This window comes from Paenibacillus agaridevorans (assembly GCF_003112455.1).
GTDB lineage: Bacteria > Bacillota > Bacilli > Paenibacillales > Paenibacillaceae > Pristimantibacillus > Pristimantibacillus agaridevorans.
Genome location: NZ_BDQX01000381.1, coordinates 1 through 14459, shown reverse-complemented (window position 1 = coordinate 14459; position 14459 = coordinate 1). Strand labels below are relative to the sequence as shown.

Annotated in this window: 15 protein-coding genes; 4 read left to right on the top strand and 11 right to left on the bottom strand. The window is 50.5% G+C overall.

What is annotated here, in order from left to right:
* Positions 1–1023 precede the first annotated feature (1023 nt).
* Together PAT3040_RS40160 and PAT3040_RS28900 are read right to left on the bottom strand one after the other, a co-directional pair.
* Positions 1024–1194 (bottom strand): DUF3238 domain-containing protein, encoded by a 171-nt coding sequence (locus PAT3040_RS40160; protein ID WP_373863984.1) that lies wholly within the window; start codon positions 1192–1194, stop codon positions 1024–1026.
* A gap of 38 nt (positions 1195–1232) precedes the next feature.
* Positions 1233–1454 carry a hypothetical protein gene (locus PAT3040_RS28900; protein ID WP_108995401.1) on the bottom strand — a complete coding sequence of 74 codons (222 nt, stop codon included), beginning with the start codon at positions 1452–1454 and terminating at the stop codon, positions 1233–1235.
* A gap of 524 nt (positions 1455–1978) precedes the next feature.
* Between PAT3040_RS28900 and PAT3040_RS28895 the strand changes: the two genes are divergently transcribed.
* The 3 genes from PAT3040_RS28895 to PAT3040_RS28885 all read left to right on the top strand — a co-directional run bounded on the left by PAT3040_RS28895 (position 1979) and on the right by PAT3040_RS28885 (position 5014).
* Complete coding sequence (locus PAT3040_RS28895; protein WP_181376900.1) at positions 1979–3724, top strand: methyl-accepting chemotaxis protein; 1746 nt, start codon at positions 1979–1981, stop codon at positions 3722–3724.
* A 166-nt stretch (positions 3725–3890) separates the two neighbouring features.
* Positions 3891–4643 carry a DUF3990 domain-containing protein gene (locus tag PAT3040_RS28890; protein WP_108995399.1) on the top strand — a complete coding sequence of 251 codons (753 nt, stop codon included), beginning with the start codon at positions 3891–3893 and terminating at the stop codon, positions 4641–4643.
* Positions 4640–5014, top strand: a complete 375-nt coding sequence (locus PAT3040_RS28885) for a hypothetical protein (protein WP_146200587.1) — start codon at positions 4640–4642, stop codon at positions 5012–5014. The genes PAT3040_RS28890 and PAT3040_RS28885 overlap by 4 nt, the downstream gene beginning before the upstream one ends.
* A 74-nt stretch (positions 5015–5088) precedes the next feature.
* Here PAT3040_RS28885 and PAT3040_RS28880 read toward each other — a convergent pair whose 3' ends face one another.
* The 5 genes from PAT3040_RS28880 to PAT3040_RS28860 form a co-directional block, all read right to left on the bottom strand.
* Positions 5089–5967, bottom strand: coding sequence for a carbohydrate ABC transporter permease (locus tag PAT3040_RS28880; RefSeq protein WP_108995473.1), 879 nt, complete (start codon positions 5965–5967; stop codon positions 5089–5091).
* Between the two features lie 51 nt (positions 5968–6018).
* Complete coding sequence (locus PAT3040_RS28875; RefSeq protein ID WP_087571912.1) at positions 6019–6912, bottom strand: carbohydrate ABC transporter permease; 894 nt, start codon at positions 6910–6912, stop codon at positions 6019–6021.
* Between the two features lie 125 nt (positions 6913–7037).
* Positions 7038–8357 carry an ABC transporter substrate-binding protein gene (locus PAT3040_RS28870; RefSeq protein WP_108995397.1) on the bottom strand — a complete coding sequence of 440 codons (1320 nt, stop codon included), beginning with the start codon at positions 8355–8357 and terminating at the stop codon, positions 7038–7040.
* A 121-nt stretch (positions 8358–8478) separates the two neighbouring features.
* Complete coding sequence (locus PAT3040_RS28865; protein WP_108995396.1) at positions 8479–10104, bottom strand: response regulator transcription factor; 1626 nt, start codon at positions 10102–10104, stop codon at positions 8479–8481.
* The gene (locus tag PAT3040_RS28860; protein ID WP_108995395.1) at positions 10097–11848 is read right to left on the bottom strand and encodes a sensor histidine kinase; all 1752 of its coding nucleotides are present in this window, start codon (positions 11846–11848) and stop codon (positions 10097–10099) included. Before PAT3040_RS28860 ends, PAT3040_RS28865 begins: the two co-directional genes overlap by 8 nt.
* 272 nt (positions 11849–12120) lie before the next feature.
* Here PAT3040_RS28860 and comI point away from each other — a divergent pair, with 272 nt between their 5' ends.
* The gene (comI, locus tag PAT3040_RS38165) at positions 12121–12216 is read left to right on the top strand and encodes a competence inhibitor ComI (protein WP_219930309.1); all 96 of its coding nucleotides are present in this window, start codon (positions 12121–12123) and stop codon (positions 12214–12216) included.
* Between the two features lie 177 nt (positions 12217–12393).
* Here the strand turns inward: comI and PAT3040_RS28855 are convergent, their stop codons facing one another.
* From PAT3040_RS28855 to PAT3040_RS28840, 4 genes are all read right to left on the bottom strand, one after another.
* Complete coding sequence (locus tag PAT3040_RS28855; RefSeq protein WP_087571860.1) at positions 12394–12624, bottom strand: YczO family protein; 231 nt, start codon at positions 12622–12624, stop codon at positions 12394–12396.
* A 226-nt stretch (positions 12625–12850) separates the two neighbouring features.
* Entirely contained in the window at positions 12851–13231 is a 381-nt protein-coding gene (locus PAT3040_RS28850) for a DMT family transporter (RefSeq protein WP_108995394.1), read from the bottom strand.
* Positions 13231–13560: a DMT family transporter gene (locus PAT3040_RS28845; RefSeq protein WP_108995393.1), complete on the bottom strand. Its 330-nt coding sequence runs from the start codon at positions 13558–13560 to the stop codon at positions 13231–13233. The genes PAT3040_RS28850 and PAT3040_RS28845 overlap by 1 nt, the downstream gene beginning before the upstream one ends.
* Positions 13557–14105, bottom strand: coding sequence for a TetR/AcrR family transcriptional regulator (locus PAT3040_RS28840; RefSeq protein WP_108995392.1), 549 nt, complete (start codon positions 14103–14105; stop codon positions 13557–13559). Before PAT3040_RS28840 ends, PAT3040_RS28845 begins: the two co-directional genes overlap by 4 nt.
* Positions 14106–14459: the final 354 nt, after the last annotated feature.

Sequence of the window (14459 nt, the reverse complement as noted above, 5' to 3'; positions counted from 1 at the left end):
AGTTCAAAGCCATCAAAGAGGAAACGGGTGAAATCCTAAGGGGACAATATGAGTCCGCCAGACAACGAATGGAGCCTTACATCCCCTTATCACTTTAAATTTTTAGTTTACAGCACTTCTCTTTAAGCGCTAACTAGTATTCCTGCCCTCAGTCGATCAGAATCGTATCTATAATCAATCTTTCCATCGCACATAGGTTAGATAATGAAAGTGGCATTCTGCGCCTTAAAATGGCGTTGGAGGCTTCAACGTTATTTTCCTTCGCATCGATGGACGTTTACAAAAAGTTCAATTGCACATACTACGTAAAACTGACGATGCTTTATTAAGCTAACGAGCTGCAAAGTGGGTAATAGATGGGGTACTACAAATGTTAGAACTACTCATTCTTGGGGTGTGGAGCTATAATCTATGTAATATTTGATATTACATTCTAGACACGATTTAGTTTTTTAAGTGGAGGTGGAGCAAGTTATGCGCTTTTTAAAATATCTATGTATATTAATTGTATATGTCGTATCGTATTGGATTGGCTTTCAAATGTACAAGAATGCTCTTTGGGCAATCTCGGGGGAACGACTGGGTGGGGACACTCATGCGACGGTACTTTGGACGGTATTTGCCTATGTTCCGACAGGCCTCATATACCTTTTTATATGGTACATTATCAGGCATATTGTGAATCGTCCCTTCCTCCGCTATTCCCTATATCCGATTTGTTGTTCGCTAATTTTTTGGCTACCAACTTTATTCTTCGTGGGAATGCTTGGTGGCGGCAGTTTATTTTCATCCGAAGCCCAGCTATTGCATATAATGTTTGCCTCAACCGGGATAACTTTTGGTTTGGGTTTTAGTTTAGTTTCAATAGTGTTCAATAAAAGTGACAGGCAGAACAATTAAAATATGACTATCCATTTGATATTAGCGCTAGCGCCTCGTTAACATTAAATAATTAAATCTATAAAATCCAAGGGGGAGCAAAACCGACCGTTAAACGGTCGGTTTTGTATTCATTGATATAAATTATCCGGATACATTTACCGAACGCTCCATATCACCGAAAAGAGCAGAAAGGTTAGTTTTTTGAAAGGTATATAGGGCTTTAGGTACATTGGAGTCTACTTTTTTCCATATCTCATGGCAAGGAAAACCATCATGCTTACCAGTAACAGAAACCGTCCCGTTACTGTTTATTACTACATTGTACTCCCAGTCAATATTCGGAGACCCATCTACTGCAGGATTATTGGATGGAACAGTTCAATTAAGGCGAGACGCATGTGTTGCAGAGCATCTTCTTGAGGCATTCGAATAAATCGAGTATGCCAGAGCATTTCTGGTTCAAAGAATTCTAAAAGTTTCAGCATAGCGTCCGGATCTTGGTTTTGGGCTTGGCTCACCAAGCTCATAAACTCATCTTCTGTGAGAGCGACTTGAGGGTTTTCCTTTTCCACTTATTGACCCCCTGTTGCGATATATTTAATTCCTTTGCCAATTGTGTTTCGGTTTGGTTCTTTATAAAAAGACCATGAATGATCTTACGCCCAATGCCAGGCTGAATTTCAGCCAGTAGTTGCTGAACAAATATGCGATTATCAACCATTTCGAAAGGATGATAATACGGATGGTTGTATTCCATCCATGAACACTCACGCTTGCGTGTACTTCGTGCTTTATACTGCAAACGCCAGGCTATTCGTTGCAATTCCTTCTTGTAATAGTTTACGTCGCTCATAGTTTCCCCCCTTTCATTGGTTTCTTTAAAGTATGTGATTTAGCTAGAAATCGGAACGGTGTTTGTACAATACAAGGAGATGAAAAGGGCCTTTAACAACCAAATTGCCGGATTTCGATTTACTACTGTATCGTCTCTTTATCGAATCGGGGGGTTCTTAATACAAATCAAACGATTTGTTACGTAATTCGCTAACAATTAGTCATTATAATGGAGTTAAAACTTCAAGTGGGGTGTTTTGATTTGTTCAAATGGCTGAAGCAAAAAAGTTTGCTCGCAACCAGCTCGATCGTTCTATCCTTTCTCTTTCTGATCATCATTGCAATTATGACAACGGTCATGTATCTCGCTCAGAAAGAGGCAGCGTATCACGAATTCGAACAGCTTGGCAGGACGCTAAGGGCTCAGACGCAAGCCAACCTCAGTGTGATTGAGCCCATGGCAAACGCAGTCAACTCGGGCCAACCGATCCCGGACAACGAAGGTTCCATTACAAAAAGTCTGCTTAACGGCATGACAGACGATGACACGATTACGAACGCCTATTATTTTTCTGCTAAAACCACAAGCCTGAACGGAGCTCATCAACTGTATTTTCTCCAAATCAGCGACTCCTTTGGCGGTCCCGAAACGCTGACCGCGCCTTACGAAGCTGGCAGCATCATTTTCAACCACTTCGACGAAGCCCTTTCAGGCAAACACGGGTTAAGCGCACCTTTCGAAGATGGATTCGGCACTTGGATTACCTATTTGGCGCCAATTCTTAATGTCAAAGGAGAGCCTGTCGCCGTATTCGGCATAGACTTCGATTACGGCAAAGTCGAAGCGCGCATGAGTACAATGCTCCTTCGGGCGGTTGCCCTGGGCCTTATTGCCGCCGGTCTTGCCATCGGCATCATGATTCCGCTTCTGCGCTTGGCCATCCGCCCTCTGCAAAATCTAAGGGACAACGCCAAGCTGGCCGCAGGCGGAGACTTGACCGCTTCCGTCCCCGTAACGAATGGCAACGAAATCGGACAGGCGGCGGAATCTTTTAACGAGATGATCGGCAGTCTTCGGAGGCTCACGATCAACATCCAGCATTCCGCTCGAGAGGTGGGGGATTCGTCTCTCAATCTAAAGGAGACGGCTACCCAAACGGCGCAGGCAACAAACGAAATTACGGAGTCGATCCAGAACGTGGCAATTGGCACGGAGACGCAGCTGATCAGTTCGCAGGAATGCCAGACTGCGATGACCGAGATGGCTGTTGGCATTCAACGCATCGCGGAATCATCCGGCGTCGTGTCGGAGCTGGCAATCGATACGGCGAAGCTGGCGGCGGAAGGCGGCATCATCATCGACCGTACGACGGGGCAGATCGAACGGCTGGAGCAGCACATCATCTTCGCGGCGGAATCCATGCGCGAGCTCAACGAATACAGCAATCGCATCGGCGACATTCTGTCCCACATCAGCGAGGTAGCGGGCCAGACGAATCTGCTTGCGCTCAACGCTTCGATCGAAGCGGCGCGCGCCGGCGAGCATGGCAATGGCTTTGCCGTCGTCGCCACCGAGATTCGCAAGCTGGCCGAACGTTCCAGAGAATCGTCGGAGGAGATCGCGGAGATACTCCAAGCGATCAGCACGCGCTCTGGAACGCTGTCCAATTCGCTCGAGACTTCGGCTTCCGAAGCGAGAGAGTGCACGAGTCTGGCTGGCGGCTCCGGCGATTCGTTCCGCTCCATTCTGGTAGCCGTCGAAGAGGTCAGCTCGCAGGTTCAGGAGGTATCCGCGGCTTCGGAGCAAATGTCCGCCAGCAGCGAGCAAATCGCCGCTACGCTCGAAGAGCTGGCCCGTATCGCGCAAACTTCGGCAGGCCATTCTCAGCAAGTCGCTGCCGCATCCGAGGAGCAGCTTGCCTCCGTCGAAGAAGTCGCCGGCGCAGCCGAGCAGTTGCGCACGCTTGCCTCTGAGCTTAATACGGCGGTGAGCAGGTTCAGGGTATAGGGTCCGGGTCACGTTCGGGTTGCCTGAGCGACATAACAATTAAAAAGCATCCTCCCAGGGCAATTTGCCATGGGAGGATGCTTTTTAATTGCTTCTAGCTTTTCATTTAGCAATCATATGTTCTATGATAGATTATAGAAGAAATACATAATTTGGAGGTTTTGACATGGGAGTTAAATTGTTCTTGCCTGACTTCGTTTATCATGGCACAAGCTTTGATATTGCCGTGAAATTTGAACAGGCCATATCGGTTGATGCCTTAATAAAGTACTCAAAGAATAAGGATTTTGGGTCTGGATTATATACTACAATTGATATAGCGCAATCACAGATATGGGCAACTCGTTGTTATGAATTCGACGAAGAACAGTTCGAGGAAAATAAATTTAATGACGAGCAAAGAGACGCCTATTTTAACCTTAATATTAAGAACGTTAAAGAAAAGACCCCCGTTGTTGTTCGTTATAAGATAGACAAGTTGGTTGATGTGGACCAATATGATATTCAAATATTTGGCGGGGAATGTTACGAATGGTCTGAATTTATACTTCGCCATCGAATTCATAGTGAATATAATAATTGTGATTGTTTGAAAAGATTCGGCAATCATCCAGATATTATTGTTGGACTGATGGCTGATAATAAGATCAGCAAAGTAATGGTTGATTTCAAAAAGCTTTTTTCGAATAAAGTCACTGAAGAATCCGTTATTTGGTTTCAAGAAGCAATAACAAAGACACAAGGCGGTCAAACTTTGCAAGGATTAGGTCTAGGAAATCAATTGAGTTTTCATAATCCTGATTTAAATGCAATGCTGACATTGGATGGTTTATTTATTGCAGAAACGTGGTACAATAAAGATAAAGGTATCGTTTCAACATGGAGTAATGATTTCATTAAGTGGGGTGAATTGAAATGACTACCACTAAGTCTAAAGGATCAGACGATATGGTTTTAATTAAAACCCATCTTCGTAAAAATAGCCAAGGAAGAATGCATAAAGTGCTGTCGCACTATCGTCCTGCAAAACGACAATTAAGAGGAATCAAAGAATGGGTAAAAGATGACCGTTCGATCGTAAAACCCTTATTCCGAGAAATTGTTGGAAACAGGTTAACGGCTAAAGAAATCGCAGATTACTTTGAAGAAACCTATTTTACAGTCGGGAAGATTTATCATCACGATTTAACGCCACAACAGCATGCTTATTATATGGCCAGGCAGGTCGATACGGTCAAACAAATACGCGAGTTCAAACGGAATTGGAACAAAGAAGAAACCACAACCTAGTGTTAGGAAGTGGTTTTTTTTGTTCGGACTTTACACCCTGTGCTTAACTTTTCCATGGCTGCAGCCAGACTTGATTACTTTAATCCGCTCGTACTAATGCCCTCCACGATATGCTTCTGGAAAAGGAAGAATACGCCGATGACGGGCAGCAGGCTGACGATGGACATCGCGAACATCGCGCCCCAGTTCGACAACGTATCCGCATCAAGGAACATCTTGAGCGCCATCGATACCGGGTAGAGAGACGGCTTGTTCAGATACAGCACCGGCCCGATAAGATCCTCCCATCTCCAGTAGAAGGAGAAGATCGCGGCCGTTGCCAGCGCAGGAGCGATCAGTGGAATAATGATTCGGTAGAACAGCTTGAACTTGCCGCAGCCGTCGATCGTCGCCGCTTCGTCCATCTCTCTCGGGATGGTATGGATGAACTGCACCATCAGGAAGATAAAGAACGGCATGCCGAAATACGCCGGGATGACAATAGGATTGATGGAATTCAGCCAGCCCAGCTTGGAGAATAGAATGTATTGCGGGACAAGCACGACGTCATGCGGCAGCATAAGCGTAATCATCATGATCGTGAACCAGAATGCGCTGCCCCAGAATTTCAGCCTCGCGAATCCGAAAGCGACGAACGCCGAGGAAATAACCGCGCCGATCGTAGCAAGCACGACGAGCACCAGCGAGTTCCAGATGAAGGTGCCGAACGAATAGCCGCCAATGCCTTCCCAGCCTTGCGTATAGTTGCTCCAGATCCATGGATCCGGGATAAGACTGTCTGATGTAACAAAGATTTTGTCGCTCGGCTTGAACGAGCTCATGAGCAGCCAGATGACGGGATACACCATGATGATAGCTCCACCGGCAGCGAACAGATGATAGATCGTCCACTTAAACGTTTTGGCAGGCGAGAGCTCGCGGGACTTGCCCTTTGGTCTCTTGCTCAGCCCCATGCCGCCGGGAGAAACGGATGCCGTCCGTCCTGAAGATTGATCGGCCATCGCTTACCCCTCCTTCGACTCGTAATGCACCCAGAACTTTGATGACAGGAACAGGACCGACGTGAGCACGGCGACGATGATGAGCATGACCCAGGCCATCGCGGATGCATAACCCATATCAAAGAATTGGAAACCTTGGCGGAACAGATACAGCGAGTACAGCAGCGTGCCGTCGAGCGGTCCGCCCGTGCCTTTGGAAATAATGTAAGCCGGCACGAACGTCATGAATGCCCCGATCGTCTGCATAATCGCGTTGAACAGGATGATCGGCGTCAGCATCGGAATCGTGATTTTAAAGAATCGATGGAAGGCATTCGCCCCGTCTACGCTGGCTGCTTCGTACAGCGGACGCGGAATGTTTTTCAGACCAGCCAGAAAGATCAGCATGGACGAGCCGAACTGCCAGACGGAGAGCGTGATCAGCATCCAGAGCGCAGCCAGCGGATCCGCGAACCAGCGTACGCTGTCGAGACCCAGCGAGTTCAGCAGCAGATTGATGATGCCTTGATCGCCGTAGATGTTGCGCCACATGATGGATACCGCGACGCTTCCTCCGATGATGGAGGGCAAATAATATATAGTACGGTATAACCCGATTGCCTTCGAAGCCGTGTTCAGAAGCATGGCGACCATAAGCGCGAACGCCAACCGCAGAGGCACCCCGATGAATACATAGAGGAACGTGACCTTAAGCGACTGCCAATACTTCTTGTCTTTCGTAAACATCTCCACGTAATTATCGAGCCCGATCCAGCCGGGCGTGGTAAACAAATCGTAATCCGTCATCGACAGATACAGCGACGCGATAATGGGAATCAGGGTGAAGGCTAGAAACCCGATAATGAACGGGCTTATGAATGCGTAACCGGTCAGCTGATTTTTCCATGCCGTTCTCATACTATCCAACTCCCGCTGACTTAATAAGTGTCCACTTCCCATTGTACTGCGAACCGGACAAGAGCCGCGGCGGTCGGCTTCCAATGCCTGCCGCCGCGGAGCGTTATGCCTGTTTGACTAACTCACTATTTGTTCTTGCCCAAAATAGCGTTCGCTTCTTCGCGGAATTGCTTCGCCGCGTCTTCCGGAGTCAACTGCTGGAAGTCCATCTGCTCCGTCAGCGTCATAAACAGCTGGATGATTTCCGCCGTTCCGACCGGATCCGGAGGATCCATCGGGGAGCTGTTCTCTTGCGCCCAGGAAACGTAGTCGAATACTTGAACCTGCGCCGGAGCGAGGTCCGACTTAATGGCATCGATAACCGTCGAATTGACTGGCACGCCGCGATCGCCTTTGATCAGCTTGTTCGCTTCCACATTGTTAACCCAGAAGTCGATGAACTTGGCTGCTTCTTCCTTCACCTTGGAGTTCTGGGAGATGGAGAAGTACATGCTTGGCTTCAGATACAGCCCTTTTTCTCTATCTGGACCTGGCATATGCGCCATCTCCAGCGGACGGTTCGCCACTTGCTGAATGCCGACGAATTGGTTCGTCCATTGGAAGATGCCGATCTGTTGGCCTTTTACGAGCATGTCGTCTTCTACGCCTTTGATCTGCGCCTTTACGTCAGGAGCGGGCGTGTCGCCGTCCTTCACGAGCTGAGCCAGCGGCTTAAAGAAGTCCACGAACAACTGATCGTCCTCGTAGCCGAGCGCGGTGCCTTCCGCGTTGTAGAGATGCTGGCCTTTTGTTCGGAGGTAGTAGCCGAAGAATACTTCCGGGCGGAAGCCGTTGTCGAAGTACAGTCCCGCTTCCTTCGCTTTGCCAGCCAGTGCATAGTAGTCGTCCCAGTTCCAGTTGTCGTCCGGCTTGTCTACGCCAAGCTTCTTAAGCAGCTCGGGGTCATATTGGAAGTTGACCGCGTTGACGCCGATGTTGAAGCCGAACAGCTTATCGCCGATGCGTCCGCCGGATATCGCGTTCTCCGAGATGTTTGCCGTGTCGATGCCCGCGTTCAGGAACGGGGTCAGGTCGGCCAGTTGTTTTTTGGAACCATATTGCGCCAGGTAGGAAATATCCATCTGAAGAATATCGGGAAGCTCGTTAGCCGCCGCTTGCGGAGCAAGCTTCTTCCAGTAATCGTCGAAGTTGGCGTATTCAGGCTCGATCTTTACGTGAGGGTTCTGCGCTTCGTACATCTTGATGACTTCCAGCGTGTAATCGTGACGTGGCTGCCCACCCCACCATGCCATGCGGAGCGTTACGTTTTTGGGTTTATCCGTCGCCGCGCCTCCGTTGCTTGTGGATGTACTTGTCGGATCCGCCGAATTGCCGTTCCCTCCGGCGCAAGCCGCGAGCGAGAACGCGACCGTACATGCAAGAACTGCCGTTAACCATTTTCTCATGTCTGGCTCCCCTTCCGTGCTTCACTTGTTTTGTAAGTGTTTACATTGCTAATTTTATAGGCTGATGCCCTTTGAAGGAATGTAAATAACAGGTCTCTTTGTATAAAAAACAGAGGTTCCGTCAAGGCAACCTCTTGTATTCGGAGGGCGAAACGCCCGTATATTTTTTAAACACCTGGCTGAAATATTGGGGATTATCGCCGAAACCCAGCTTCTCCGCGAGCTCGAACACTTTCACGTCGCCGCCGGATCCGATCAGCGCCACAGCCCTCTCCATCCGCGCCTTCATGACATAGTTGGAGAACTTCTCTCCCGTCTCCTTGCGGAACAGCTTGCCTAAATAATCGGCGTTCATATAGAGAATCTCGCTCGCCACCCATTGCAGAGACAAGTCCGGATTACCGATATGCGCTTCGACGATCTCGTGGATCTGCCCGATGATGGAGGAGTGCCGGCGCTTCTGATTGTCGTAGTTGCTCTGACAGATTAACCTCGCCTTCTCCTTCACGAACGTCTTTAATCCTTGCATGGTCGCGATGCCCTCCAATCGGCCAAGCTCCTTCAGATGCTCGTTCATGGACGAAGGATCCGCCTGACGAATAAGAGCTACGTAAAGCGGGATGAGATAGGACTTTACCGTCAAATCATCGAAGCGATGCTCCTCCAGCGATCTAAACACCTCATCCAGCTCCTGCATGACGGCATCCAGATGGCCGGACTTCGCATACAGGCATAGTCGGGCATCGTCGTACAAAAATCCGCTCTCTTCACCCGTTGAAGGAACCGGCGTCGCAAATGCCGCCATCAGCTGCTCCTGTTCGGGAGCAAGCCCGCTTTTGTCCTCTCCGCCCTCTCCCGTATCGCGGACCGTGATAATGCTGCCTTCGCCGAGATAAAAGCGGAAGCTCATACATCTCAGCGTCTCCAGATACATGCGTCGAGCGTCCGTAAGCGGTCCGGGATCGCTGACCGCGATCGTCGCGTCAAGCCGGTAATACCCTTTGAACGTGTTGCGTATATCGTGAAGAACAGCCAGCAGCCTCTCTTCGGCGTAGGTATTTCGGACAAGCAGCAGCGCCTGATTGCCAATAGTTGTGCTCAGCACAAGATTTGACCGCTCGATCAAGTCTTCCGCGATGTTTTTGAGCGCGAACAGCTGCTCAAATTCGAATTGTCCTTCCAACTGCAGCAGCAGAAGCCGGGCTTCGGCATTTTCCACCTCGATGCCAAACAGCTCCTTGTATCTCTCCCAGTCCCCGCGCCCATACATCTTGTTCGTGACAAGCTCCTTGAGGAACTGCTCCTTCGCGCTTGGCAGCACCTGACGGAGCTCCTGCTGCAGATTCTCCAGGAACTGCGTCTTCCGCTTCTGCTCGCCCAGCCCCGCGACCACCTCGGACAACGCTTCGCCGATTGTATTCTCATTGCACGGCTTCAGCAAATAATGTTTTACGCCATATTGCATCGCCTTTCTCGCATAATCGAATTCGCCAAAGCCGGACAACATAATAAAGGCGATCGACGGAAACAGCTCCCGCGTCTGCTCCGCCAGCTTGAGCCCGTCCATGCCCGGCATCCGGATATCGCTGATGACGATGTCGGGGGCATGCTCCTCAATAAACGCCAGCGCTTCCAGCCCGTTGCGCGCCGTTCCGGCAAGCTCCGTTCCATATTTTGCCCAATCCATGAGACCGGCAATCCCCTCCAAAATAATTCTTTCATCGTCGACAATCAGCACTTTATACATGTGGATCCCTCATTTCTACGGGCAGTACGAGCGTAATCCGCGTCCCTCCGCCTTTATTGTCTCCCACCTCGAGGCCATAGCCTTCTCCGAACAGCAGCCTGATCCGTTCATCGATATTTCGGAGGCCTATGCCTGTTCCTCGCGGCACCAATTCTCCCGAATCCAGACGGGCAAGCACGTCATGTTGGATGCCCGGACCGTTATCCGAGATGATAAGCCGCATAATGCCGCCGCTTTCCTCCGCCTCTACAGTAATAACGCAAGTATCGATCATCGGCTCCAGCGCGTATTGAATCGCATTTTCCACGATAGGCTGCACCGACAGCTTCGGCACCAGACAGTCATTTAGCCTGGCAGGGATATGACTGCGGAAGTCCAAACGTTCCTCGAATCGAATCGCCTGAATCGATATATAATGACCGATCGTCGCCATCTCTTCCTGAAGCGGAACAAGCGGCTCCTTGCCGCTGATGGAACTGCGAAGCAAATAACCGAGCGATTCCACCATCACGGAGATTTGCTTATGCCCCACCGCCTTTGCCGACCAGTTGATGGATTCCAGCGTATTGTATAGGAAATGGGGGTTGATTTGCGCCTGCAGCGCTTTGAACTCCGTATCCTTGATCGCCAGCTGCTTGACGTAATTTTCATTGATCAGCTCGTTGATGCGCTCCACCATTATGCGAAAGTTGCGGTGCAGCAGCCCCGCCTCGTCCATGGCCGGTTCCCTCTCTCCCGGCAGCAGCGCGTACTCGAAGTGTCCCATCTGCACCCGCTTCATCCGGTCGCTAAGGCGCTCGATAGGGCTCGTCACGGAACGGGAAAACCACAACGCCGCCAGGAGCACGAGCAAGAACACAATGAGGTAGATGACAAACACGGACTGCTTGGCTGTCTCCGTCTTGCGGAAGATCGCGTCATAGGGCTGAATATTGAGATAAGTCCAGTCCATGTAGCTCGACGGTACGTAGGTGATGAAAAAGCGCTCGCCGTTCACTTCTCTCACCTCGTAGCCGCTTCCTTCTCCATGGGAGACGTTCAAGGCGCTGACATCGATGCTGGGGTTGGTGGGGTATACGGACTGCCCGTCCCCCGCCAGAATCGCGAACATGCCGTCTCCTTGATTCACGGGACCAGCCAGATCGCGAAACAGTCTGGCCAGATCCAACCTGACCGCTAGCGTACCCAAAATATCCAGCTCGAGATTCCGTACTTGACGGATCTGCCTTCCCGCAATCAAGGCGCCATCCCCGTTCTCGGGAAAAATGTAGCTGATCCCGCCGGTATTCCGCTCCGTCTCGGCTATAACCTCTTCTATCCTCGCGGCTGACAGCATGTTCGCATTGGCGCCGTGCTTATACTCTCGCAGGTACACATCAATAAGGTGGAACGACAGCACGTACTTCGCGAAGCCGCCGATCGAAAGCAGCCGCTCCTGCAGACTGATCGCCACCAGAAAGTTGTCGTAGTCCGAGCCTCCTTGCTTGATGACGTCCATATATCTCTGTATGGAGCCATCGGTCGCGATCGTGAACGTGAGCTTCTCCATGTCGCGAAGCTCTTTCTCCACTCCTAGCGAGGCGCTGTTCAGCGCGCTGGCCGACTGCCTGTAGATCTCGTCGTCATAGGCTTTGAACGTAAAGCGCATAACGAAATATGTGGCCAGGCCAATGACCAGCATCATCAGAGAGATGAGCCCGACCAGCTTGTATTTGATCCGCAAATTCGAATAAAACGCTTTCAATTGGAGCTCACCTCCCTCTGTTGTCGCGGCTCCCGAGCAGCCTATGGTTCGTCCCACTATTATAAGGAGGAAGATGGCGGCGTGCAATCGCCTATTGTTTCCGTCCAAATCTCTCCCCTCCTGGCCTGTCGTTGCAAGATACAAATAGCACCTCTCCAAAGCTTCTCGTCGCGATCGGCTTCATAAGAGGTGCTATTAGTAGATGATGCTACAATAGGAAGGACAATTGAATCTTGGGTGGGCATGGTTTCCCTTCGAAAGGAGGTGAGGCCATGGAGGTTAAGGATGCAATCACGATCATGTTTTTATTTGGATCGTTTATCCTTGCACTTTTAACTTACATTAATTCGAACAACAAGAGAAAGTAAAAACCCACCCCAAGGTTGACGCCAAAGGTGGGTTTTTGTGCCCTTTTAACTCAGAAGGGGAATCCCATCCAAGCCAATTGTTAAGCCGAGTGTTAGCCGCACTCGGCTTCTTTAAAAGTATGATAACACAATTGGAAAAAGAAGTGAACCAGGAAAATCTATTCAGCCAGACCTCACTCAATTTCCCGTACGATACTTACGTTCGCTGTGAGAATCCTGTTTCGTGCGCTCCTTATCCTTCTCGTCTTGTTGCTCAATGGTTTGGTCCTCAACCGGGATCGGATCAACCGTGCGCTCGCTGACAAACTTATCGAACAGACTCTCATTCTCCGTCGGAATACCTTCCGGATTGTCGCGCTTGCCCTGCTGCTCGCGCCGGTTATCGGCGCTTCGTTCGAATTCGTTCATTGCTGTCACCTCCCAAGCAGATTGTATACCTACTTACCCCTTTTTCTGCTTACCTCAAACCTATAACAAAGAATTTTTCCCGAGTCTCCATCAGGCCGATCAACGCGCCCATCCTATGCCGCATTCACAAAATCGATCATACAGAGCCAGGGCAATTCCGCTAGTATACGCTTAGATTGTTGGGACTGGAGATTATCTTAGGCCTGGTCTCCGTATCTTCTGACACCTAGCCCTGCTCCGCAGCCTTCCCTGCCGTCTCAGCCTTCTTGGATCCATTCAATAGGACTACGCCGCCGATGATAAGCAGAATGCCGCCAACCGTGTAGGCGTTCCAAGCGTCTCCCCAAATCCATACGCCGATGACCGCCGTTAGCGCGGTGCCGACGCCCGACCAGATCGCGTAAGCGAGACTAAGCGGGAGCGTCCGGATACTAATCGACAAGCAGTAGAAAGCAATCGCGAATCCGATGACGACGCCAAATGACGGAAGCAGCACCGTGAATCCCTCCGACAACTTCAGCATGGAGGTGCCGAATATTTCCGTGACGATGGCAAGCGACAGCCAGCCGTATCCCTTAAGCAAGGATTGCTTCGTTCCCCGTTCCATCAATGCCCGCCTCCCGATAATCTCATTACGACAACGCCGGCGATGATCAGAATCAGTCCCAGCCCCTTCTTCCAGTCCAGCCGTTCCTTGAACGCGATAACCCCGATCATGGCTGTAAGCGCCGTGCCCAGGCCGGACCAGATCGCGTATGCCGTGCCTAGCGGGATAACCGCGAGCGCCAGCGACAGACAATAGAAGGCGGCTCCCATGCCGAGTACAACGCCCAGCGATGGCATGCGCCGCTTGAAGCCGTCGGACAACTTTAGCATGGAGCTGCCGAACACCTCGCTGACGATCGCTACGGCCAGCAACAAATACGCGTTCGTCATGTACGTGCCTCCCCCTCCGTCCACTGCGTCAGCCTGGCTTGTACTTGGCTTCGCAGCCCGTCGTCCAGCAGTCCGAAGCCGAACAGCTCCGCGAACCAAAGTCCGTCCGTCGCAAGCCGGATAATCGTGGACAGCACGGGATCCATTCCGTCAGACTGAATTTCGTTCTGCCACGAATCGTATTGCTCCCTAAACCTGCCCAGAAGCTCCGGCTTTGCGAACAACGCGGCGATTAGCGCCGTCGTCAGTCCATCAGACTCCGATCCGCCCTGGAACGTCGAAGCCACATAGGCACGGCTCCACTTCCCCGTTTCCCGCTGATCCCGCTTGACCCGGCCTTCCATATCGGCGACAAACGTATCCGTAATGTGCTCCACCAATCCTTTGATCAGTGCTTCCTTGCTCGCAAAATGATGCAGCAGCCCGCCCTTGCTGACGCCCGCTTCCTGTGCGACCGCGTCCAGCGTCAACTTCGCAGCCCCTTCTTCCTTGACGATTCTGGCGGCAGCCTCCAGCAGCAAAGCGCGTTTGGAATTCGACCTCATGTCCGATCCTCCTCAGGTATTCGTTAATGTTAACTATACCGTCCGGACGGTTTTTTAGTCAATGGTGGGATCAATTTACTGGTGCTGAAAAACCCGGCTGAATGCGTTAAGTCGATTTGCTTAAGATGGGCTGTCCGAAAAGTGAATTTTCAAGGTAGTTCCGTTGTCCTTATGGCTCGATAATATGGCTAGGGTTGTATACAAAAATCAACAAAAGTGGCTTCATCGGGGTAAGTGTGTATGATAATTCATACACACTCTACCAAATAGGCCGGCATCTGGCAAAACGAGTATGATAATTCATACACAATCCACCAGACAGGCCGGCGTCTGGCCAAACGTGTATGATAATTC

What these genes read in the sequence shown, in the direction of transcription:
- PAT3040_RS28875 (WP_087571912.1), bottom strand. Translation starts at nt 6,912, where the DNA reads ATGAGAACGGCATGGAAAAATCAGCTGACCGGTTACGCATTCATAAGC.
- PAT3040_RS28885 (WP_146200587.1), top strand. Translation starts at nt 4,640, where the DNA reads ATGACTACCACTAAGTCTAAAGGATCAGACGATATGGTTTTAATTAAA.
- PAT3040_RS28840 (WP_108995392.1), bottom strand. Translation starts at nt 14,105, where the DNA reads ATGAGGTCGAATTCCAAACGCGCTTTGCTGCTGGAGGCTGCCGCCAGA.
- PAT3040_RS28865 (WP_108995396.1), bottom strand. Translation starts at nt 10,104, where the DNA reads ATGTATAAAGTGCTGATTGTCGACGATGAAAGAATTATTTTGGAGGGG.
- PAT3040_RS28870 (WP_108995397.1), bottom strand. Translation starts at nt 8,357, where the DNA reads ATGAGAAAATGGTTAACGGCAGTTCTTGCATGTACGGTCGCGTTCTCG.
- PAT3040_RS28855 (WP_087571860.1), bottom strand. Translation starts at nt 12,624, where the DNA reads ATGAACGAATTCGAACGAAGCGCCGATAACCGGCGCGAGCAGCAGGGC.
- PAT3040_RS28850 (WP_108995394.1), bottom strand. Translation starts at nt 13,231, where the DNA reads ATGGAACGGGGAACGAAGCAATCCTTGCTTAAGGGATACGGCTGGCTG.
- PAT3040_RS28890 (WP_108995399.1), top strand. Translation starts at nt 3,891, where the DNA reads ATGGGAGTTAAATTGTTCTTGCCTGACTTCGTTTATCATGGCACAAGC.
- PAT3040_RS28845 (WP_108995393.1), bottom strand. Translation starts at nt 13,560, where the DNA reads ATGACGAACGCGTATTTGTTGCTGGCCGTAGCGATCGTCAGCGAGGTG.
- comI (WP_219930309.1), top strand. Translation starts at nt 12,121, where the DNA reads ATGGAGGTTAAGGATGCAATCACGATCATGTTTTTATTTGGATCGTTT.
- PAT3040_RS28880 (WP_108995473.1), bottom strand. Translation starts at nt 5,967, where the DNA reads ATGGGGCTGAGCAAGAGACCAAAGGGCAAGTCCCGCGAGCTCTCGCCT.